This is a genomic window from Metapseudomonas resinovorans DSM 21078 (assembly GCF_000423545.1).
GTDB classification, from domain to species: Bacteria; Pseudomonadota; Gammaproteobacteria; order Pseudomonadales; family Pseudomonadaceae; genus Metapseudomonas; species Metapseudomonas resinovorans.
The window spans coordinates 1-20,948 of the sequence record NZ_AUIE01000010.1; the positions used below are offsets into that span (position 1 = coordinate 1).

Below are 20,948 nucleotides of genomic sequence, written 5' to 3' on the forward strand. Positions count from 1 at the left end.
TCGCCGCGCAGGATGATCTGGCCCATGTGGGACACGTCGAACAGGCCGGCCTGCTCGCGGGTGTGCAGGTGCTCCTTGAGCACGCCGAGCGGGTATTGCACCGGCATGTCGTAACCAGCGAAGGGCACCATGCGCGCGCCGAGTTCGAGGTGCAGGGCGTGCAGCGGGGTTTTGGCGAGATCGGTCATGTATTGCTCCAGGAATAAAAGTCCGAACGGGATGAGGCTTCCCTCACCCCCGGCCCCTCTCCCAGGGGGAGAGGGGAGAAATCAGCATTCGATGATGTTCACGGCGAGGCCGCCGCGAGCGGTTTCCTTGTATTTGCTCTTCATGTCGGCGCCGGTCTGGCGCATGGTGCGGATGACCTTGTCGAGGGAGATGAAGTGCTGGCCGTCGCCGCGCAGGGCCATGCGCGCGGCATTGATGGCCTTCACCGAACCCATGGCGTTGCGCTCGATGCAGGGCACCTGGACCAGCCCGCCGACGGGGTCGCAGGTCAGGCCGAGGTTGTGTTCCATGCCGATTTCGGCGGCGTTCTCCACCTGCTGCGGGGTGCCCCCCATGACTTCGCAGAGCGCGCCGGCGGCCATCGAGCAGGCCACACCGACCTCACCCTGGCAGCCGACTTCGGCGCCGGAGATGGAGGCGTTTTCCTTATAGAGGATGCCGATGGCGGCAGCGGTGAGCAGGAAACGCTCGATGCCGTCGGTGTTGGCGCCCGGCACGAAGCGGCTGTAGTAGTGCAGCACGGCGGGCACGATGCCGGCCGCACCGTTGGTGGGGGCGGTGACCACACGGCCGCCGCTGGCGTTTTCCTCGTTCACCGCCAGGGCGTAGAGGTTGACCCAATCCAGCACGCTGAGGCTGTCGCGCAGGTTGGCTTCCGGGTGTTCGCTGAGCTGGCGGTAGAGCGCGGCGGCACGGCGCTTCACCTTGAGCCCGCCGGGCATGATGCCTTCCTTGCGGCAGCCGGTGGTCACGCAATCCTGCATCACCTGCCAGATATTCATCAGGCCGGTGCTGGTTTCCTCAGGGGTGCGCCAGGCTTTCTCGTTCTCGCGCATCAGGCCGCTGATAGAGAGCCCGGTGGCGCTGCAGTAGGCGAGCATGTCCTTGCCGGTCTTGAAGGGATAGGGCAGCGGTGTGCTGTCTTCGACTATGCGGTCCAGCCCGGCCGCTTCCTCGTCCACCACGAAGCCACCGCCCACCGAGTAGTACTCGCGCGAACGAATCTGGATGCCGGCGTCGTCGAAGGCCCGGAAAATCATGCCGTTGGGGTGGTAGGGGAGCGGCTTGCGGATCATCGCCAAGTGCTCTTTTTCCACGAAATGGATCGGCTTCTCGCCGCCCAGGCGCAGTTCGCCACTTTGGCGAATGCTCGCCAGGCGCTCATCCACGCGTTCGGTATCCACGGTATCCGGTTGCTCGCCTTCCAGGCCCAGCAGTACGGCCTTGTCGCTGCCGTGGCCTTTGCCAGTGGCGCCGAGGGAGCCGTAGAGCTCGACTTTCAGGCTGTGGGTGTCGGCCAGCAGGCTCTCGCGGCGCAGGCCTTCCACGAAACGCGCGGCGGCGCGCATCGGGCCAACAGTATGGGAGCTGGAGGGGCCGATGCCGATCTTGAACAGGTCGAAGACACTGAGAGACATGTCGTGCTCCTGAGCGGGTGCTCGGCTCTTTCTTATTAGTCAGCGTAGTCAGCCCGGCGGAACGGACCTTGCGGACCGACCGCCGTGCTCCTTGTCTTGTGTCCGGTCGCTGTAGGAGCGAGCTTGCTCGCGAATGGCTCCGCAGAGCGCTTCGCCAGCAAGCTGGCTCCTACAGAGGATCGCCGTCAGGCGTCCTGGTAGGCCTCGATGGACGGGCAGGCGCAGACCAGGTTGCGGTCGCCGTAGACGTTGTCCACGCGACCCACCGGCGGCCAGTACTTGCCCTCCACCAGGCTGGCGGTGGGATACACAGCCAGCTCGCGGCTGTAGTGATGGGTCCACTCGCCGACCAGTTCCGCCGCGGTGTGCGGCGCGTTCTTCAGCGGGTTGTCGTTGGCGTCCAGTTCACCGTTCTCCACGGCGCGGATTTCTTCGCGGATGCGGATCATGGCGTCGCAGAAGCGGTCCAGCTCTTCCCTGGATTCGCTCTCGGTGGGCTCGATCATCAGGGTGCCCGGCACCGGGAAGGACATGGTCGGGGCGTGGAAGCCGTAGTCGATCAGGCGCTTGGCCACGTCATCGACGCTGATGCCGCTGCTGTCCTTGAGCGGGCGCAGGTCGAGGATGCACTCGTGGGCCACCAGGCCGTTGTCGCCGGTGTAGAGCACCTGGTAATGCTCCTCCAGACGACGAGCAACGTAGTTGGCGCTGAGGATGGCCAGTTGCGAGGCCCGCTTGAGCCCCTCACCGCCCATCATGCGGATGTACATCCAGGTGATCGGCAGGATGCTGGCGCTGCCGAACGGCGCCGCGCTGACCGCGCCTTCCTTGCGGGCCATGTGTGCGTGGCCGGGCAGGAACGGCGCCAGGTGGGCTTTCACGCCAATCGGGCCGACACCCGGGCCGCCGCCGCCGTGGGGGATGCAGAAGGTCTTGTGCAGGTTGAGGTGGGACACGTCGCCACCGAACTGGCCCGGAGCGCAGAGGCCGACCATGGCGTTCATGTTGGCGCCGTCGATGTACACCTGGCCGCCGTTGTCGTGAACGATCGCGCAGATTTCGCGAATGCCTTCCTCGAACACGCCGTGGGTGGACGGGTAGGTGATCATCAGTGCAGCGAGGCGATCCTTGTGCTCTTCGGCCTTGGCCTTGAGGTCGGCGATGTCCACGTTGCCGCGGGCGTCGCACGCGGTCACGACCACGCGCATGCCAACCATGCTGGCGGTCGCCGGGTTGGTGCCGTGGGCCGATTGCGGGATCAGGCAGATGTCGCGCTGGTCGTCGCCGCGGCTCAGGTGGTAGGCACGGATGGCCAGCAGGCCGGCGTACTCGCCCTGGGAGCCGGCGTTGGGCTGCAGGGACACGGCGTCATAGCCGGTGGCCTTGCACAGCATGGCTTCCAGCTCGGTGGTCAGTTCCAGGTAGCCCTGGGACTGCTCGGCCGGCGCGAAGGGGTGCAGGGCGCCGAACTCGGCCCAGGTCACCGGAATCATCTCGCTGGCGGCGTTCAGCTTCATGGTGCAGGAACCCAGCGGGATCATGCTGCGGTCCAGGGCCAGGTCCTTGTCGGCCAGCTTGCGCAGGTAGCGCATCAGCTCGGTTTCGGAGTGGTAACGGTTGAACACCGGGTGGCTGAGGATCGCGGATTGGCGCAGCAGGGCAGCCGGCAGGCGGCTGGCGACGCTGGCGGCCAGTTCGGCGAAGGCCGGCAGGGTCTGGTCGTTGGCGAAGATCGCCCAGAGCTGCTCGATGTCGGCCTGGGTGGTGGTTTCGTCCAGGGACAGGCCGAGGCGCTCGGCATCCACTTCACGCAGGTTGATCTGCTGGGCGCGGGCTTTGGCGTGCAGCGCGGTGGTCTGGGCGCCGGTGGCCAGGGTCAGGGTGTCGAAGAACGCTTCCTGCTCGACCTTGACGCCAAGCTTGGCCAGGCCCTGGGCCAGGATGGCGGTCAGCTGGTGCACGCGCTGGGCGATGCGGGTCAGACCCTGCGGGCCGTGGTAGACGGCGTACATGCTGGCGATGTTGGCCAGCAGCACCTGGGCGGTGCAGATGTTGCTGGTGGCCTTCTCGCGGCGGATGTGCTGCTCGCGGGTCTGCATGGCCAGGCGCAGGGCCGGCTTGCCGTGGCGGTCGATGGACACGCCGACCAGGCGGCCGGGCATGTCGCGCTTGAAGGTGTCGCGGGTGGCGAAGTACGCCGCGTGCGGGCCGCCGAAGCCCAGCGGCACGCCGAAGCGCTGGGCGCTGCCCAGGGCGACGTCGGCACCGAACTCGCCGGGTGGGGTGAGCAGGGTCAGGGCCAACAGGTCGGCGGCGACCGCCACCAGGGCATTGGCGGCGTGGAAGCGCTCTACCAGCTCGCGGTAGTCGAAGAGGTCACCATTGGCGGCCGGGTACTGCAGGAGCGCGCCGAAGTAGGCGCTGGCGTCGCTGATCTCGCGCTCGTCACCGATCACCACTTCGATGCCCAGGGGCTCGGCACGGGTGATCAGTACGTCGAGGGTTTGCGGGTGGCAGTGCTTGGAGGCAAAGAAGGTGTTGCTGCCCTTGTTCTTTGACAGGCGCTTGCAGAAGGTCATGGCTTCGGCGGCAGCGGTGCCTTCGTCCAGCAGGGAAGCGTTGGCCACTGGCAGGCCGCTGAGGTCGCTGACCAGGGTCTGGAAGTTCAGCAGGGCTTCCAGGCGACCCTGGGAGATTTCCGGCTGGTAGGGGGTGTAGGCGGTGTACCAGGCCGGGTTTTCCAGCAGGTTGCGCAGGATCGGGCTGGGGGTGTGGCAGGGGTAGTAGCCCTGGCCGATGTAGCTCTTGAACAGCTGGTTCCTGGAGGCAATGGCCTTGATGGCGGCGAGGGCTTCGGCCTCGCTCTGGCCAGCCGGCAGGTCGAGCACGCTGGTGCCCTTGATGCTGTCGGGGATGACGCTAGCGGTGAGGGCTTCGATGTCATCAAAGCCAAGCAGCTGCAGCATGGCCTTGGTATCGGCATCACGCGGGCCGATGTGGCGAGCGATGAATTCGTTGGTGGTGCCGAGGGCAGGGGTTGAGAGGCTCATGGTCGTTCCTCAGCCGTTGGCTTTCAGCAGGTTTTCGTAGCCGGCCTGGTCGAGGAGGCCGTCGAGGATGCTGGTGTCGGCCAGCTGCATGCGGAAGAACCAGCCTTTGCCCAGGGGTTCTTCGTTGACCAGCTCGGGGCTGTCTGCCAGCGCCTGGTTCACTTCAACCACTTCGCCGTCGAGCGGCATGACGATGTTGCTGGCGGCCTTCACCGATTCCAGCACGGCGACTTCTTCGCCCTTGGCATACGCCTGCAGCTCCGGGAGTTGAACGAAGACCACATCGCCCAGGGCGTCCTGCGCGTACTCGGTGATGCCTACGGTGACGCGACCGTCTTCTTCAAGGCGCAGCCATTCGTGGTCGGCGGTGAAACGCAATTCGCTCATTTTTGGTCCTCAACTCGTATGACGCGCCTGTTTCTTCTGCCAAGCGCTTAGCCCCGCACGTGGTCATTGCCGCGCGCTGTTGCCCGGCCTTTAGCAAGGGCAGTGCCAGAAGGCTGAAAGCCTTGTGTATCAAGGCGTTGAGGGTTGTATTGAATAGTTTGGATGAAATTTGGTGTAGCGATATCGCTACGGAGAGAGGGAGGCTTGATAGGGGATTTTCAGCAGGCGCAGGCGTGGCGGGGGTTTCAGGCGGTTGTTGCGAATTCGTTACGCTGTATCGATTTCGCTACGATATTTCGATGAAAAACTATGTTTATGTCTAAAAACAATAACTTGAAATGATTATGTGATGCTTTGCAGGAGCTATGAGGACTGCCCCATCTTGGGGGTCGCAACTATGCCCGCAGGAGCTGGCTTGCCAGCGAATGGCCCCGTTTCGCTGGCAAGCCAGCTCCTACAAGGCTCTTGGCCTGTTAGTCAATCTCTCGCACAGCTAACGCAGACATGGCGAATGAATTCGCCCCTCCAGGATGTGGTTGATCTGTTTTTGAAGAAAGCTATTAGTTTCAGGCAAATAGGCAGCTTATCTAGAAAGCAGATCAGCTTTTGCCTGGGATTCCGTACTTGCGCAGGCGATGGGCGATGGCGGTGTGGGAGGTCTGCAGTCGGGCGGCCAACTGACGGGTCGAGGGGTAGGTGACGAAGAGCTTCTCCAGCAGTGCCCGTTCGAAGTTCTCCATGGCCTCTTCCAGGCTGTTCACTTCGCCATCGCTTTCCCGCGCCACGGCGGTGCCGGCGATGTCCAGGTCGCCGATTTCCACGAGGCTGCTGTCGCAGATGGCTGCGGCACGGAATATGACGTTCTGCAGTTGGCGCACGTTACCGGGCCAGCGGTTGCCCAGCAGCGCCTGGAAGGTTCCGGGCGCCAGGCGGCACGCGGGGCGCTGGATCTGAGTGCAGGCGTGCTGCATGAAGAAGCGCGCCAGCAGCAGGATGTCCTGGCCGCGCTCGCGCAGGGGCGGCACTTCGAGGTTGAGCACGTTGAGCCGGTAGAAGAGGTCTTCGCGGAAGGCCCCCTCGCTGACCATCTTCTCCAGATTGCGGTGGGTGGCGCTGAGGATGCGCACGTCCACCTTGATCTCGCGGTCGCCGCCCACCCGGCGGAAGCTGCCGTCGCTGAGGAAGCGCAGCAGCTTGGCCTGCAAGTAAGGCGACATTTCGCCGATTTCGTCGAGGAACACCGTGCCCTGGTGGGCGAGTTCCAGCAGGCCAGGCTTGCCGCCGCGCTGGGCGCCCGTGAAGGCGCCGGGGGCATAGCCGAACAGTTCGCTCTCGGCCAGGTTTTCCGGCAGCGCGGCGCAGTTCAGCGCCAGGAACGGCTGATTGCGGCGGGTACTGGCAGCATGGCAGGCGCGGGCCACCAGCTCCTTGCCGGTGCCGGTCTCGCCGCGGATCAGCAGTGGTGCATCCAGGGACGCCACGCGCTGGGCGCGAGCCTTGAGGGTGGCCATGGGGGCGGAGTCGCCCAGCAGGGCATCGAAACCTTCGGCTGCGTGGTCATGGTGCAGGGCGGAAAGGCGCTCACCGATACGGTTCGGCTGGTAGAGGGTCAGCAGTGCACCCGCCAGGTGATCCCCTTCGGTAATGGGGACCGCATCCAGCAGCAGTGCCTGGCCCTTGAGCGTGATTTCCCGCAGGGGCAGCCGGAACCCATGCTCCAGCAAGGCGCTGTGCAGGCGGTCGTCACCGAAGAGCTGTGCCAGGGGCTGGCCTTCTGCTTCTGCCCCATAGAGGGCGGTCAGCGCCGGGTTGGCCAACAGGATGCGGCCGCCGCCATCCACCGCCAGCACCGGGTCGGTCATGGCGGCCAGCAGAGCGTCCAGTTGCAGTCGACGACGTTGGCCGGGAAGGATGTCCACCACCGTCACCTCCTTCACGCCGTGTACTGCATGCAGCGCTTCGCGCAGCTCATCGAGCACGTCGGGGCTGAGGGTAGGGGCGTCGATATAGACGTTGGGCGGCACCATCTCGACCGCATCCAGGTTGAGATTACGGCCGCCGAGCAGGGCCAGGACCTCCTGGGTGATGCCGACGCGGTCGATGAAGGTGACGTGAATTCGCATGGAGATGCTGGGCTGGCGATTTGAAGGGGCGAATTATGCCCGGTCTGTCTCTCTGAGGTAACAGGCTGTCGGTGTTGCTGTGCGTCTACAGGCCGGTTTCGTTCAGGGGGCCGCCGGGGGAATTCGGTTGCCCATGAAAAAGCCCCGCGTGGGCGGGGCTCTTCGTTTGTCGCTGGTTCATCAGCAGGTCAGGGCTCTCTGTGCCCGGTCAATCACATGCTGGAGGTGGCCGGCATTGCCGTAGTGCTCCGGGTACAGGCGCTCGCTGTGACGGGCTACACCGAATTCATTGACGACGGTGAAGCTGAAGTTGCCGTTGCGAGCGGCGGTGATGTGGCAGGTGAACGGCGCAAAGGCGCTGGTCAGGGTGCTGATTGCAGCTTGGGCTTGATGATGGATGGTCATCGTGTTGCTTCCTTCGATTTGCGGCCAATGGGCCGCCAGACAAATAGCTCCGAATCCGCCGAGCAACGCGCTCTGGTCGAATGATCCTTATCGGAGCAAGGGTGCCGGCATGAAGTTCCCCGATCGGGATCAAGCTCTGGCAGCTGGTACTTGGGATGCCAGGTGCTGCGCCGGGTAAGGGTCTGGCCCGGCTGGCAGTCCTGGTCAATCTACCGTGCGTTCATGACAGCTTTGCTGCATCGCCCTGGGGCGGGAGCCACTGTCTTCTAGGCGGCGGGGGTGGCCATGTCCCTTTTGGTGTGGCTCGTTCGAAGTCGAAAGAGCGAGGGATCGGAGGGCCGGATTGACTTACAACTTGGTACTAACGGCGGCGACCCTAGCGGATCGTCTCGCCGATTGCAAGCTTTCAATGACTAAGGGGCAACTGGCTGATGTCGATTTCGGTCACCAGGGACGTTCGCGCAGGCGGGGTACGGGCGAGCAGGGGGCAGAAACGGTCCAGCGACTGAATCAGGTCCCACTGCAATTCAAGGTCATGGCCCAGGCCGGTAACCTTGTCGAGCAGACCGACCGAGGCGTTCTGCAGGTTGGTGTCGGTGGAGTTGGCGAGGTTTGCCGTGACCTGTGCCAACAGGGTGGTGATGGCGGTCATGTTGCGAGTGGTGAGGGCCAGGATATTGGCCAGCAAGGCTATTTCGCTCTGCGGTACTTGTTGTTGGGGAATCTGGTCCATGAGCGCTCCGGTAGGGCCATCAGTCCATATGGCATTGCGCCATTATCGGTTTGACATGTCTGTCACAACGATGGAGTCACGCCCCTAAGAGATGCTGGCCAATGTCTTATTGGCTTGTAGGAAATTCGCTAATAGTCGAAAGAACAGCACACAAAAACTGTCGGACTACTCCCAAAGCAGCATTGCCGAGTCTTTGGTCGGCTTCGAAGCTAATGCTGTTCTCCACCTGGTTCGGCCTGCCATGTCCGCCCTCATCGAGTCTTCCGCGCAGCAACGCCCACTGGATCTGCTTCTGGTCAATGGGTTGCGCGTGCGCCTCGTGTATCGGCCGGATACCGCGCTTTCTGCGGCCCTGGTGGAAGTCCGCGGTGGCAGTCACGACGAGCCGGGCGAGTTCCCGGGGATGGCGCACTTTCTTGAACACCTGGTCTTCCTCGGCAGCCGCGATTTCCCGGCTCACGAGGGATTGATTCCCTTCGTCCAGGGCGTGGGGGGACGCGTCAACGCCAGCACCCGTGCGCGCAGCACACGCTTCTTCTGCGAAGTGCCGGCGACACACTTGGAGCAGGCCCTGGCGCGGCTCCTGGACATGCTCGCGAACCCTTTGCTGGAGACGGATGCCCTGTGGCGCGAGCGCGAAGTCCTGCAGGCCGAGTACAGCGCCCGTGCGCAGGACCTGCAGACCCTGTGTGAAGCCGCGCTGGCCTGGGCATTGGCCCCTGGCCATCCGCTGGCGGATTTCCACGCGGGCAATGCATCCAGCCTGAAGCTGGAGTCGCCGGCGTTCATCCCGGTGCTGCGCCGGTTCCACCAGGCTCACTATCAGCCCGGCCGCATGTGCTTGACCCTGGTGGCGCCATTGCCGCTGGCCCGGCAACTGGAACTCGCACGGCGTCACGGCGAGCGGCTGCGTGCGGGAATAAAACTGCCTGAGCCGGCGTTGCCGCCGCTGTTGCCCCTGCGCGCGAGCCGGCTGCGGCTTGGTGTGCCGGGCGCACTCGGGAGGTTGTCGTTGGCGTTCGCGCTGGAACGGCAGGGGGCTGGCCTGGAAGCGGCCGTGAGCTTTCTTGAGAGCCTGGCGACCGATGAGTCCACCGGCGGCCTGTCGGCTCGCCTGGGATTCCTGGGACTGAGCGATGGTATCCAACTGCACTTGCCCTATGCCCATGGTGGCCAGGGCTTGTTGTTGATGGACTTCGATTGGGTCGAAGGGGCGGACAGCGCGCAACTTGAAGCGGAAGTTCTGGACTGGCTGGCCTTTCTTCGCGCCTCAGCACCCTGGCCAGGGCTCTGGGAAGAACGGCTGGAGATCCTGCGACACAAGTCTTCGGCCCTGGAACCGCTGGAGGCTGCGCTGGCTCCAGGACTTCCCGAGCCGGCAGACGTTCGCACATTGCTGGAACAGCTGCGGGCCGAGCGTATGGTCCATCTGGAAACCGGCGCATCCAACCGTGCGCCCAACCTGACGTCGGCGGGCTTTCCCCTGCAACTGGAGCGCCTCGGCGTTCGTCCTGGCGCAAGGTCCACCGCCAGTTGGCGGCTTCCCTCGGCCAATCCCTATTGGCGTTCCAGGGCGTCAGCGCCGGTGGAGGCCTCGCTGGTTCCTTTGCTGCCCGGGGTGCCCAGCGCTCCTGAACAGGGCGCGCTATTCCTGCGCTGGAATCCCGGCGAGAACGGGCTGCCCCATGGCCTCGCCTGTGGACTGCAGCGGGCATTGCGCCCCATCCTCGGTGCCGCCGGCCTGGCTGGGGTAGAGGGACGACTCCAGGCGGAGCAGGGCGGACTGACGCTCGACCTGATGGGCAATGCAACGGCATTGCGGCAGGTCATCGTCGACCTGCTGCCCATCCTGCAGGCGCCACCACGTTGGGCCTTGGTCCAGGGGCCACGCCTTCAGCGCAGTGCCATTCGCCGCCAGGCAGGCGAACTGCCGATTCGCCAATTGCTGCAACGCCTGCCTGAACTGTTGGAAAGCCCGCGAGCGGAAGCGCCCTCAGTGCTCGACCCGGAAGCCTTGGCGCGTTTCTGGCGGCAGGCACGCTGGCAAGGGCTGGGCATCGGTGATGTGGGCCTGTGTGCGGAACTACCCGGAATGCCCGGCCCGCGCCAGACGAGGATCGGGGAGTGCGGGCGTACCTGGCATCGGTTGCCGATAGAGGGCGAGGCCGCGCTTCTGCTGTTCTATCCCCTTGAGTCCGTCACCGCCGAGTCCGAGGCGGCCGTGCGACTCCTCGCCAGCCTGCTTGAGCCGGCCTTTCATCAACGCCTGCGCGGCGAGCTGCAGCTCGGTTACGCGCTGGCCTGCGGCTATCGCCAGTTGGGTGGACACCGCGGCCTGTTGTTCGCGGTGCAGTCGCCGCGCGTGTCGGTGGCCGGGCTCTTCCAGCACGTCCAGGCGTTTCTCGTTCGCCAGTACGACCGGCTCGTGCAGCTGGATCGGGTGCAGCTGCGTGAGCGAGGCCAGGCGCTCGACCAGAAATTGCTTGGGCAAGGCACGAACTTCACCGCCTATGCCCGCCAATGCTGGTTCGATCGCCAGGCCTGCCTTCCGGTCGACCACCTGGCGCAGGTACGCCACGCCCTGGCCGGGCTGCAGCCCGGTTCTCTGCTGGAGCAGCAAGGTCGCCTGCTTTCCGGGCTGTCCTGCTGCGCCATCGCCAACGCCCAAGCCTGCGAAGCGAACTGGCACACCGGCGCCTGATTCCACGTCCATTCACCGACTGACGGACGAACCCGAAAGGGTGTCGTCCTTTCGTGCTTGCGCGTCAGCCCGCCGACCCAAGACCTTGGGGCGGACCGGTCTTAAGCCTTGCCGATGCAGCTCCCGCGCTCCGGCCAAAGCAGCGCAGAACCCCTGCCATTGCAGCGTATGGCGGGCCTGATGGCGTTTCGATAATCGCCTCCGACACGACTGACCTGCCCGGTCGTCCACCCACAGCGGAGAGCGTCATGCACAACAAGAAAATCGCCCATGCCCGTATGTCCCGCCTCGCCCTCGCGGCGGCGGTAGCGCTGGCCACCCAGCAGGCTGGCGCCGAGATCGTCCTTTATGACAAGGACCAGACCACCTTCTCCACCGACGGCTACGTCAACGCCTTCTACGTCAACAGTGACGTGGACCGTGACGGCGAGCAGTTCGACCGCCGCCAGTCGCGGGTCAAGATGGGCTTTCTGCCCAACTGGATCGGTTTCAACATGGGCAAGCAGGTGGACGACCTGAAGCTCGGTGCCCGCTCTTCCTTCTGGGTCACCATCAACGACAGTGAAACCAATGGCACCGCCACCGCCATCGATGTCCGCCAGTTCTACGGCACCGCTGGTGGCGAATGGGGTGAAGTGCTGGTGGGCAAGGATTTCGGCCTGTTCGCGCGTTCCAACATCCTGCTCGACGAACTGCTCGCCGGTTACGGCCAGGTGAGCGACACGCTGGGCCTGGTGGATGGTGGCGGCGTGTCCTTCGGCAACATCGGCAGCGGCTATCCCTATCCATTCCCAACCTCGCAGATCACCTACCGCAGCCCGAAGACCGACGGCCTGCGTGCCGCCGTCGGCATCATGGACCCGGTGGACACCAACGACGACAGCCCCACCGGCAAGGCCTACCAGGAGAATCCACGCTTCGAATCGGAGATCACCTACGAGGTCGAACTGGGCGGCGCGCAGATCTATTCCTGGGTCAACGGTGCCTACCAGACCTCGGAGAACACCGACCCCAACGTCGACTCCGTGACCTCCAAGGGCCTGGGCTATGGCGTGCAGGCCAAGATGGGCGCCTTCACCCTGGTGGGCTCAGGTTTCCAGGCGAAGGGCATCAACCCGTTCTTCACCAACAACGCCGGCGAACCGACCCTGCGCGAAGTGGACAGCGACGGCTACCTGTTGCAGGGCTCCTACCGCTTTGGCAAGAACCGCGTGGCGCTGTCCTATGGCAAGACCAAGGATGACGGCAACGGCGTGGTCAACACGGGCGCCGACTACGAAACCCGCGGTATCGCGCTGTTCCATGACATCAACGACAACCTCAAGCTGGTGGCCGAGTACAACCAGTTCGAGATCGACGGTCACGAGGGCGACGCCCAGAACGAAGACACCGACACCGTTGCCGTGGGTGCCGTGTTGACCTGGTAAGCCCTGTTCCAGATCGCTCCGGTTTTGGCGGGAGAGACGCGGGTCCTCCCGTCTTTTTGGTTTTCGGCAAGGGATGCGTAGATCGTAGCCCGTAGGCGCTGGCTTCATCCCGCGCGCTCGCCAGGTATGGAGTTGCTACCTTCGAACGAGCCCGCCCAGTACCCAAGAAGGATGGGGCGGCCCGCAAGCCCTCCGTAGAATTTCCCCATCCACAGCAGGCTGATTGAGTGAGACCGAGGATGCTCGAGGAACCGGAAGAGGGCGTCGTCACCGCCATGTCCCTGGCCAGCGAGGCAGAGGCCGTGGCCCAGGACCTCGCGCGCCAGCTCATCCACCCGCACCTGGGGTTCGTGCTGTTCTTCTGCTCGGCGGAATACGACCTCGTGGCCCTGGGCCAGGCCCTGGAACAATACTTCGGCGGCGTGCGCCTGGTGGGCTGTACCAGCGCCGGGGAAATCACGCCGCAGGGCTATGGCCGCAACTGCGTCAGCGCAGTGGGCTTCGACCATCGCAGCTTTTCCATCGCCAGCGCCCTGGTGGATGAAATGGACCGCTTCGGCCTGATCCACGCCCAGCAACTGGTTGAGCGGCTGGTACAGGATTGCCGGGCCAATTCCCTGGCGCCGATCAAGGGCCACAGCTTTGCCCTGACCCTGCTGGACGGTCTGTCCAGTCGCGAGGAGGTGGTGCTGGCTGCTCTCGGCGCGGCATTCGGCAGCATCCCCCATTTCGGTGGTTCGGCCGCCGACGACCATCACCTCAAGCACACCCACGTCTATTACGAAGGGCGCTTCCATGCCGGGGCCGCGGTGGTGGTGCTGGTCAACACCGCGTTGGATTTCGAAGTGTTCAGCACCCATCACATCCTGCCCGGTGCTGAAAAACTGGTGGTTACCCGAGCCGACAATGCCAGCCGCAGGGTCTACGAACTCAACGCCGAACCGGCAGCGGAGGTCTACGCGCGGATGATCGGCGTCCCGGTGAGTGCCCTGGACCTGCGTATGTTCGCGGCGCATCCGTTGGCGGTTCGCCTTGGGGATTCGTACTACGTGCGCTCGATCCAGCGGGTCAACGCGGACCACAGCCTGACCTTCTACTGCGCGGTGGAGAACGGCATCGTCCTCACCGCCATGCGCACCGGGCCCTTGCTGCCCAACCTGGAGTCGCTGTTCCAGCGCCTTGGCGAGCGCCTCGGCCCACCCTTGCTGACCATTGGCTGCGACTGCTTCCTGCGCCGCCTGGAGATCGAGGACGACCCCGACGCCGTGGCGCTCACATCAGAAATCCTGCGCCGGCAGCGCGTCATCGGCTTCAACTCCTACGGAGAGCAGTTCAATGGCATGCACATCAACCAGACCTTCACCGGAGTCGCCATCGGCCGCCGGGGTCGCAATGGGGGCCGCTGAACAACAGACGCGCCTGGTGGCGTTGGCGGAGGAGAACCGCAAGCTGCGGAGCATCAACGCGGCGTTGATCGAACGGGTGGAATCCAGCGCCTCGCGCCGCGACGACAGCTACGCCGCGTTCCAGCACTCCGTGGTGCTGGCGGAACAGGTGCGCGAGCGCACCGATGCGCTCAACCAGGCCATGGCGGAGTTGAAGGCCAGCAATCGATTGCTGAGCGACGCGCGACTGCGCGCGGAAACGGCCCATCACCATCTGATCGACGCCATCGAGAGTATTTCCGATGCCTTCGTGCTGTTCGATCGTGAGCAGCGCATCGTGCTCTTCAACAGCCGCTTCAAATCGTTCTGGGCCCGCAGTCGTGCCCGTATCTGCGCAGGCACGCGGCTCTCGGAAATCCGGCGCCTGGCGGAAAGTACCGGGCTGATCGTCGAAGAGCACCGTGGCAGCGACGACAACATCTTCTACCGCCTGCACGATGGGCGCTGGGTACAGGTCAGTGAGCGGCCCACCCGCGAAGGCGGACTGGTGATTCTCTACACCGACATCACCGAGGTGAAGCGGAGCGAAACCGATCGTCGCGAACAGGCCCTGGCGCAGAAGTCGCGCCTGTTGCAGCGGGCCGTGGACAACCTGTCACAAGGGGTGGCGATGGTCAGCGCCGAGGGCATCCTGGAGCTCTGGAACCACCGTTTCCTCGAACTCTGCGGTCTGGCACCGGTGGAGGCGCACCGCACGTTCGCCGGGGTCATGGCTGACAGCGAGTTGCCGCTGCTAACGCCTGACACCCGGGACGCCCAGGGCCGTCCGGTCCGCGAGATGGAGCAGCGCCGGTACAACGGCCGGGTGCTGGAGGTGCGTACCCATCCGCTGCCCACCGGCGGCTTCGTCAACACCTTCACCGACATCACCGAGCGTTACCGCCACGCCGAAACACTGGCCGAAAGCGAGCGCTGGATTCGCCTGATCACCGACCATGTGCCGGCGTTGATCGCCTACCTCAGCGCCGACCTGGTCTATGAGTTCACCAACAAGGTGTACGAGGAGTGGTACTGCTGGCCGCGCGGCTCGATGCTCGGCCAGAGCCTGCTCGAGGTGCACAGCGAAGAGCACTGGCGGCGCCTGGAGCCCTATGTGGAGCGGGCGCTCAGTGGCGAAAGCCTGTCTTTCGAGGTCACGGAGACCAACCACAACGGCCAGGAGCGCTGCATGCTGCGTTCCTACGTGCCCAACCGCCTGGCCAATGGCGAGGTGGTAGGCATTTTCGTGCTGATCCGCGATATCACCGAACGCCGCCGCACCGCCGAGGCGTTGCACCAGGCCTACCAGAACCTGGAACAGCGGGTACGCGAGCGGACCACCGAGCTGACCGCGCTGAACAGCCAGCTGCGCCGCGAAATCGACGAGCGCACCCAGGTGGAACTGCGCCTTCGCGAAGCCAAGTTTGAGGCGGAGAAGGCCAACCTGTCGAAAACCAAGTTCCTCGCGGCCGTGAGCCATGATCTGCTTCAACCGCTCAACGCCGCGCGGCTGTTCACCAGTGCGTTGCTGGAGCAGCGTGGCCCGTCCTGCAACCTGGAGCTGGTGCGCAATGTCAGCAACTCCCTGGAAGACGTGGAGAACCTGCTGGGCACCCTGGTGGACATTTCCAAGCTGGATGCGGGGGTGATCAAGCCGGATATCGCGTCCTTCGCCGTCAGCGAACTTCTCGAAAACCTCGCAGTGGAATACCGCCAGATCGCCGCCAGCGAAGGCTTGCAGTTGGACTTCGTGCCCAGTTCGGCACTGGTGCGCAGCGACTCCCAGCTGTTGGCGCGCATCCTGCGCAACCTGCTCAGCAACGCCATTCGCTACACGCCCAGGGGGCGCATCCTGCTGGGCTGTCGGCGCCGGCGCCAGAGCCTGTGGATCGAGGTGCGCGACACCGGTGTCGGCATCGCCCAGGACAAGCTCGGCGAGATATTCCAGGAGTTCAAGCGCGGCGAAGTCGTGCGCGAGAAACAGGACCGGGGGCTCGGTCTGGGCCTGGCCATCGTCGAGAAGATCGCGCGCATGCTCGGTCACCGCATCCACGTGTCTTCAGTGCCGGGCAAGGGCTCGTTGTTCGCGGTGGAAGTCCCGTTGACCCGCCGCGTTCCCCGCCAGAAGCAGGAACGCGACGAACCCCGGGCGGTTCTGGAGCGCTTGCAGGGAGCCAGGGTCTGGGTACTGGATAACGACGCGGCCATCTGCGCAGGCATGCGGACCCTGCTCGAAGGCTGGGGCTGCCAGGTCATCACCGCGCTGTCGGAAGAAGATCTGGCGCGCCAGGTGGACAACTTCCACGCTGAAGCGGACCTGTTGATCGCCGACTACCACCTGGACAACGACTGCAACGGCGTCGACGCCGTCGCCACCATCAACGCCCGTCGCAGCACGCCGCTGCCCGCCCTGATGATCACCGCCAACTACAGCAACGAGCTCAAGCAACAGATGCGTGAGCTGGGCCACACCCTGATGCACAAGCCGGTCCGTCCCATGAAGCTGAAGACCGCCATGAGCCATTTGCTGGAGCGCTGAAGCGCGTGGGGGTCACGTTTCCTCCCGAGCCGCGCGGGCGAACTCGATGAAGGCCTTGAGCACTGCCGGCACCTGGCGGCGGCTGGGGTAGTAGAGGTGCAGCCCCGGGTAGTAGGGGCACCAGTCCGCGAGTACCTGGATCAGCCGGCCATCGGCGATAGGCCCGGTCACCATGTCCTCGAACACATAGGCCAGCCCGACGCCTTGCAGTGCCGGGCCGATCATCAGGCCTACGTCGCCCAGCGTCAGTGGGCCATCCACCTCGATCTCCAGTTGCATGCCGCCACGCTCGAACTCCCAGCGATACAGGTTGCCACTGGGGAAACGGTGGCGAATGCACGGCAGGCCATGGAGGTCCTGGGGTTTCTGCGGTAGCGGATGGCGCTCGAAGAAGGCGGGAGCCGCCACCACCACCGAGCGCATGTAAGGGCCGATGGGCAGCGACACCATGTCGGCCTCCAGCCGTTCACCGAAGCGCACGCCGGCGTCGTATCCACCGGACACCACATCCACCAGCGCATCGTCGGTGGAGATTTCCAGCACGACATCCGGATAGGCCTCGAGGAAGCGGCTCGCCAGCGGCAACAGGACCAGCTCCGCAGCGGCGCGGCCGGCGTTGATGCGCAGGGTGCCGGACGGTGTGTCGCGGAATTGGTTGAGGTCCTCCAGCGCGTCATCGATGTCGCGGAAGGCCGGCTTGATGCGTGCGTACAGGCGCTCGCCGGCCTCGGTGAGGGCCACGCTGCGGGTGGTGCGGTTGAACAGGCGCACGCCCAGTCGCTCCTCCAGGGCGCGCAAGGCGTGACTCAGCGCCGAAGGGGAGAGGCCCAGCTCCACGGCGGCGCGGCTGAAGCTGAGGTGGGCGGCGATGCTGAGGAAGACATTGAGGTCGGCAGCGGATACGGATTTCATTGATGAATCCTGCTCAAAAGCTCATGTGATTTTATTGGGATTATCGCAGGAGTAAAGGCGCCATAAAGTGACGGCAACTCACCAAGAAAGCCCGCGCGGTGCGGGTTCCCACACAGGAGGAGTTGCTATGCGTACCTGGTTCATTACTGGAGCTTCCCGCGGTCTCGGCGCCCTGATCGCAGCCAAAGCGCTGGAAGTCGGCGATGCAGTGATCGCCACCGCCCGCAAGCCGGAAGACGTGGTTGCCCGCCTGGGTGACCACCCCAACCTGCTGGCCGTGCGCCTGGATGTGACCCGCGAAAGCGAGGCCCATGAAGCAGTCGCCGAGGGCATCAAGCGCTTCGGCCGCATCGACGTGCTGCTGAACAACGCCGGCTACGGCATCCTCGGCGCAGTGGAAGAAACCAGCGCCCAGGAAGTGGAGCGCATCTATGCGACCAACGTCTTCGGCCTGCTCAACGTCACCCGCGCCGTGCTGCCGCACATGCGTCGACAGCGCTCCGGCCACGTGCTCAACATTTCCTCCCTGGGCGGCTACCAGGCCTACTACGGCTGGGGCGTGTACGGCTCCACCAAGTTCGCCGTGGAAGGCATCAGCGAGGCACTGCATCAGGAACTGGCGCCGCTGGGCGTGAAGGTCACCGTGGTCGAACCGGGTTTCTTCCGCACCGACTTCCTCGACGACCAGTCGCTGGCGAAGACGGCCCTGGAACTGCCGGACTACGACGAAACCGTCGGTGCCATGCGCCGCTTCGCCGAAGGCGCCAACCATGCTCAGCCGGGCGACCCGAGCAAGTTCGCCGGCGCCGTGCTGAACCTGGTCAACGCGGCCAATCCGCCGCAGCGCCTGCCGCTGGGCAGTGACGCCCTGGCCCGCATCAGCGAAAAGCACAGCCTGGTGGAAGGTGAAGTGGCCGCGTGGAAGGACCTGGCGATGTCCACCGACTTCGACGCGTGACCCCACAGCGGCCAACGGTAGCTTTACGGCAGACGGGCATGGTCTAGAGTGGGAACCCAGATCCGCAGGCAAGGAGGCCACCATGCCCAGTCTTCCGATGTACTTTCCCGCTGCATTTTCCCTTTCCCAGGCGCTGCAGTGCGCCAACCTGGTGGAAGCCGCCTACGACCAGTACGACCAGTGGCTGCAGCAGGACAAGCCGCGCAAACCCTCGGATTTCAACTGGCAACCGCCGAGCATGAGCGGATGGGGCTTTTCGGCACCGATCTGGAGCATCCTCAGCGAGCTGAAATACATCAATGAATCCGAACCCTTCGGCTTTGCCGTCAGCGATCCGAACGGCGACGTTTACCTGGTGTTCCGGGGTACCGAATCGGCCCAGGACTGGGTCGATGACCTGGAGGCCAAGCAGTCCACCTATCCCTGGAAGGCTGACGTCGGGCTGGTCCACGACGGCTTCCTCAAGCTCTACACCTCGCTGCGCGACCTCGCCCTGCAGGCCGTGGACAGCCTCAAACCTGCCGGCAACTTCTGGGTTTGCGGTCACAGCCTGGGCTGTGCGCTTTCCAGCCTCGCGGTGCTCGACCTGCAGCAGGCCTGGCCGGGGCAGGCGATCCAGCACTACAACCTCGCCAGTCCGCGGGTGGTCGATCCCAGCTTCGCGGCCTATTACAACGGCCTCGACGTGCCCACCTATCGGATCGTCAACGACAGCGACCTGGTGCCCGAAGTCCCGCCCGGCGTAACCGGAAAGTGGGTCTACCAGCACCTGGGCCAGACCGTCACCTTCACCGCCAGCTACACGAGTGTCGAAGACGACCACAGCCTGGCGAGCTGTTACCTCTATGCCTTGAACAATCCCGAAGCGCCGATGAATGGGTGAACACGGGCTCTTGTGCATGCAGCGTGGATGACACCGGGACTGTAGCGCCGGCTGAGCGGTTGCAAGCGCCCAGTGGTTGTTCAATGAATCCTGTGTGGCGCCTTGGGCACGCTCAGCTCAGTACGTAGTCCACCGGTTGCAGTACCGGCGGCAGGTCGCGCTGGCCAAGAACGTCGAGGATTTCACGCTCCAGGGTACGCACCATGGCGTCGGTTGCCAGGTCGTTCTCGTCGTGGCCGAAGGGGTCTTCCAGTTGGTCGCCGATGGCATCCAGGCCAAAGAAGGTGTACGCAACGAAAACTGTGATGATGGGCGCCAGCCAGCCCAGTGGCCCAGCCATGGCGAAGGGCAACAGCACGCAGAAGATGTAGCTGGTGCGATGCAATAGCAGTGTGTAGGGGAAGGGCAATGGTGTGCCCTTGATCCGCTCGCAGGTGGCCTGGGCCATGCTCAATCCGGTCAGGCGGGTTTCCAGCAGGGTGTAGCGCCATTCGTTGATTTCGCCGCGACCGGCCAGGCGGGCGCACTGGTCGCCGATGTTCCGCAGGATGCCGTCGCTGGTGTTGAGGCCATAGGCATCGGGCGTGTCAGTCAGCCAGGGACGTGCTGCCTCCCGCTCGTCCTCGTCCCGCAGTCGGGCATTGAGCGCATGGACGAAACCGCATAACTCGCGCAGCACTGCTTTGCGCAGGGGCGCATCGGCAATGGCCACGCTTTGCCGGATGAAGGAGCGGACGTCGATGATGACCTGGCCCCAGGCCTTGCGGCCCTCCCACCAGCGGTCATAGCAAGCGTTGTTGCGAAAGCTCATGAAGATCGACAACGACAGTCCGAGCAGGGTGAACGGCATGGCGTTGACCTTCGTGAACCAGTCCGGGTGCAGGTTTTCGACAACGACGATCAGGCAGGCCAGCAGGGTGATCATCGAGGTACGCAGGGCAATATGTCGCGCGATGGAGCCTTTGAGGGTGGTGAGGATGCCGAGCAGATTGGGTTTGGGGCGGACGATCATCGGGGTACCTGGCGCCAAAGGCATTCGTGTAACGAAAGCTAAGGCCGCGCAAGGCATTACGTCCAATCGCCAGTAATGACCGGGTGATCAACGTCATCTATCAGTGATGGCAACGTGATCCAGGTTTTGACTGGGCATGCATAGACAGGGTCGATGAAGTGCGCGGCGCTGTGTGCGCCGCGCAAACCTGAAATGGCTGAGCGTCCCTGTCGTGCCGGGGTCAGAGGCCCAGTTCGGAAAGCCCAGGATGATCGTCCGGACGGCGCCCCAGAGGCCAGTGGAACTTGCGCTCGGATTCCTTGATGGGCATGTCGTTGATGCAGGCGTGCCGGTTGGACATCAGGCCGTGCTCATCGAACTCCCAGTTCTCGTTGCCGTAGGAGCGGAACCAGTTGCCGGAGTCGTCGTGCCATTCGTAGGCGTAGCGAACCGCAATGCGGTTGTCGGTAAAGGCCCAGAGTTCCTTAATCAGGCGGTATTCCAGTTCCTTGGCCCACTTGCGGGTGAGGAAAGCCTTGGCTTCTGCGCGGTTGGCGGCGAACTCGGCGCGGTTGCGCCACCTGGTGTCCAGGGTATAGGCGAGGGAGACCTTCTCCGGGTCACGGCTGTTCCAGCCATCTTCGGCCAGGCGGATCTTCTGGATGGCGGTTTCACGGGTGAACGGGGGAAGCGGCGGACGAACTTCGGCGCTAGAGGACATTAGTTGTCTCCAATACAAATAGAGGTTCAAAGTTTGAAGTTGCCCGCT

15 protein-coding genes and 1 pseudogene are annotated in these 20,948 nt (G+C 64.3%); 6 read left to right on the forward strand and 10 right to left on the reverse strand.

Annotation, left to right across the window (positions count from 1 at the left end; all coding sequences use genetic code 11):
• The 7 genes and pseudogenes from gcvT to G559_RS0110915 all read right to left on the reverse strand — a co-directional run.
• Positions 1–188 (reverse strand): annotated as a pseudogene (gcvT, locus tag G559_RS28835) (glycine cleavage system aminomethyltransferase GcvT); the annotation flags it as partial.
• A gap of 81 nt (positions 189–269) precedes the next feature.
• The gene (locus G559_RS0110890) at positions 270–1,646 is read right to left on the reverse strand and encodes an L-serine ammonia-lyase (protein ID WP_028626745.1); all 1,377 of its coding nucleotides are present in this window, start codon (positions 1,644–1,646) and stop codon (positions 270–272) included.
• A 185-nt stretch (positions 1,647–1,831) separates the two neighbouring features.
• Positions 1,832–4,696 carry an aminomethyl-transferring glycine dehydrogenase gene (gcvP, locus tag G559_RS0110895; RefSeq protein WP_028628250.1) on the reverse strand — a complete coding sequence of 955 codons (2,865 nt, stop codon included), beginning with the start codon at positions 4,694–4,696 and terminating at the stop codon, positions 1,832–1,834.
• Between the two features lie 9 nt (positions 4,697–4,705).
• Positions 4,706–5,083 carry a glycine cleavage system protein GcvH gene (gene gcvH, locus G559_RS0110900; RefSeq protein ID WP_028628251.1) on the reverse strand — a complete coding sequence of 126 codons (378 nt, stop codon included), beginning with the start codon at positions 5,081–5,083 and terminating at the stop codon, positions 4,706–4,708.
• 599 nt (positions 5,084–5,682) lie between these two features.
• Complete coding sequence (locus G559_RS0110905; protein ID WP_028628252.1) at positions 5,683–7,206, reverse strand: sigma-54-dependent transcriptional regulator; 1,524 nt, start codon at positions 7,204–7,206, stop codon at positions 5,683–5,685.
• Between the two features lie 180 nt (positions 7,207–7,386).
• Entirely contained in the window at positions 7,387–7,611 is a 225-nt protein-coding gene (locus tag G559_RS0110910) for a hypothetical protein (RefSeq protein WP_028628253.1), read from the reverse strand.
• Between the two features lie 406 nt (positions 7,612–8,017).
• A complete protein-coding gene (locus G559_RS0110915; protein WP_028628254.1) occupies positions 8,018–8,344 on the reverse strand; it encodes a hypothetical protein in 327 nt (108 codons plus the stop codon).
• Positions 8,345–8,585: 241 nt separating this feature from the next.
• On the opposite strand from G559_RS0110915, the gene pqqF reads away from it, so the two are divergent.
• The 4 genes from pqqF (at position 8,586) to nahK (ending at position 16,435) form a co-directional block, all read left to right on the forward strand.
• Complete coding sequence (pqqF, locus tag G559_RS28840; RefSeq protein ID WP_051246568.1) at positions 8,586–11,045, forward strand: pyrroloquinoline quinone biosynthesis protein PqqF; 2,460 nt, start codon at positions 8,586–8,588, stop codon at positions 11,043–11,045.
• Between the two features lie 278 nt (positions 11,046–11,323).
• Positions 11,324–12,472 carry a porin gene (locus tag G559_RS0110925; RefSeq protein ID WP_245586498.1) on the forward strand — a complete coding sequence of 383 codons (1,149 nt, stop codon included), beginning with the start codon at positions 11,324–11,326 and terminating at the stop codon, positions 12,470–12,472.
• 239 nt (positions 12,473–12,711) lie between these two features.
• Entirely contained in the window at positions 12,712–13,878 is a 1,167-nt protein-coding gene (nosP, locus tag G559_RS0110930) for a nitric oxide-sensing protein NosP (protein ID WP_028628256.1), read from the forward strand.
• Positions 13,808–16,435, forward strand: a complete 2,628-nt coding sequence (gene nahK / locus G559_RS0110935) for a hybrid sensor histidine kinase/response regulator NahK/ErcS' (RefSeq protein ID WP_155945711.1) — start codon at positions 13,808–13,810, stop codon at positions 16,433–16,435. The genes nosP and nahK overlap by 71 nt, the downstream gene beginning before the upstream one ends.
• A 12-nt stretch (positions 16,436–16,447) precedes the next feature.
• On the opposite strand, the gene G559_RS0110940 is transcribed toward nahK, so the two are convergent.
• A complete protein-coding gene (locus G559_RS0110940) occupies positions 16,448–17,347 on the reverse strand; it encodes a LysR family transcriptional regulator (RefSeq protein WP_028628258.1) in 900 nt (299 codons plus the stop codon).
• A 127-nt stretch (positions 17,348–17,474) separates the two neighbouring features.
• Between G559_RS0110940 and G559_RS0110945 the strand changes: the two genes are divergently transcribed.
• Together G559_RS0110945 and G559_RS0110950 are read left to right on the forward strand one after the other, a co-directional pair.
• Complete coding sequence (locus G559_RS0110945; protein ID WP_028628259.1) at positions 17,475–18,305, forward strand: oxidoreductase; 831 nt, start codon at positions 17,475–17,477, stop codon at positions 18,303–18,305.
• Positions 18,306–18,387: 82 nt separating this feature from the next.
• On the forward strand, positions 18,388–19,188 hold the full coding sequence (locus tag G559_RS0110950; RefSeq protein WP_028628260.1) for a lipase family protein: 801 nt from the start codon (positions 18,388–18,390) through the stop codon (positions 19,186–19,188).
• A 112-nt stretch (positions 19,189–19,300) separates the two neighbouring features.
• On the opposite strand, the gene G559_RS0110955 is transcribed toward G559_RS0110950, so the two are convergent.
• Both G559_RS0110955 and G559_RS0110960 read right to left on the reverse strand, forming a co-directional pair.
• On the reverse strand, positions 19,301–20,200 hold the full coding sequence (locus G559_RS0110955; protein WP_028628261.1) for a bestrophin family protein: 900 nt from the start codon (positions 20,198–20,200) through the stop codon (positions 19,301–19,303).
• Positions 20,201–20,420: 220 nt separating this feature from the next.
• Entirely contained in the window at positions 20,421–20,900 is a 480-nt protein-coding gene (locus G559_RS0110960) for a nuclear transport factor 2 family protein (RefSeq protein WP_028628262.1), read from the reverse strand.
• Positions 20,901–20,948 lie beyond the last annotated feature (48 nt).

What these genes read in the sequence shown, in the direction of transcription:
- G559_RS0110890 (WP_028626745.1), bottom strand. Translation starts at nt 1,646, where the DNA reads ATGTCTCTCAGTGTCTTCGACCTGTTCAAGATCGGCATCGGCCCCTCC.
- gcvP (WP_028628250.1), bottom strand. Translation starts at nt 4,696, where the DNA reads ATGAGCCTCTCAACCCCTGCCCTCGGCACCACCAACGAATTCATCGCT.
- gcvH (WP_028628251.1), bottom strand. Translation starts at nt 5,083, where the DNA reads ATGAGCGAATTGCGTTTCACCGCCGACCACGAATGGCTGCGCCTTGAA.
- G559_RS0110905 (WP_028628252.1), bottom strand. Translation starts at nt 7,206, where the DNA reads ATGCGAATTCACGTCACCTTCATCGACCGCGTCGGCATCACCCAGGAG.
- G559_RS0110910 (WP_028628253.1), bottom strand. Translation starts at nt 7,611, where the DNA reads ATGACCATCCATCATCAAGCCCAAGCTGCAATCAGCACCCTGACCAGC.
- G559_RS0110915 (WP_028628254.1), bottom strand. Translation starts at nt 8,344, where the DNA reads ATGGACCAGATTCCCCAACAACAAGTACCGCAGAGCGAAATAGCCTTG.
- pqqF (WP_051246568.1), top strand. Translation starts at nt 8,586, where the DNA reads ATGTCCGCCCTCATCGAGTCTTCCGCGCAGCAACGCCCACTGGATCTG.
- G559_RS0110925 (WP_245586498.1), top strand. Translation starts at nt 11,324, where the DNA reads ATGTCCCGCCTCGCCCTCGCGGCGGCGGTAGCGCTGGCCACCCAGCAG.
- nosP (WP_028628256.1), top strand. Translation starts at nt 12,712, where the DNA reads ATGCTCGAGGAACCGGAAGAGGGCGTCGTCACCGCCATGTCCCTGGCC.
- nahK (WP_155945711.1), top strand. Translation starts at nt 13,808, where the DNA reads ATGGCATGCACATCAACCAGACCTTCACCGGAGTCGCCATCGGCCGCC.
- G559_RS0110940 (WP_028628258.1), bottom strand. Translation starts at nt 17,347, where the DNA reads ATGAAATCCGTATCCGCTGCCGACCTCAATGTCTTCCTCAGCATCGCC.
- G559_RS0110945 (WP_028628259.1), top strand. Translation starts at nt 17,475, where the DNA reads ATGCGTACCTGGTTCATTACTGGAGCTTCCCGCGGTCTCGGCGCCCTG.
- G559_RS0110950 (WP_028628260.1), top strand. Translation starts at nt 18,388, where the DNA reads ATGCCCAGTCTTCCGATGTACTTTCCCGCTGCATTTTCCCTTTCCCAG.
- G559_RS0110955 (WP_028628261.1), bottom strand. Translation starts at nt 20,200, where the DNA reads ATGATCGTCCGCCCCAAACCCAATCTGCTCGGCATCCTCACCACCCTC.
- G559_RS0110960 (WP_028628262.1), bottom strand. Translation starts at nt 20,900, where the DNA reads ATGTCCTCTAGCGCCGAAGTTCGTCCGCCGCTTCCCCCGTTCACCCGT.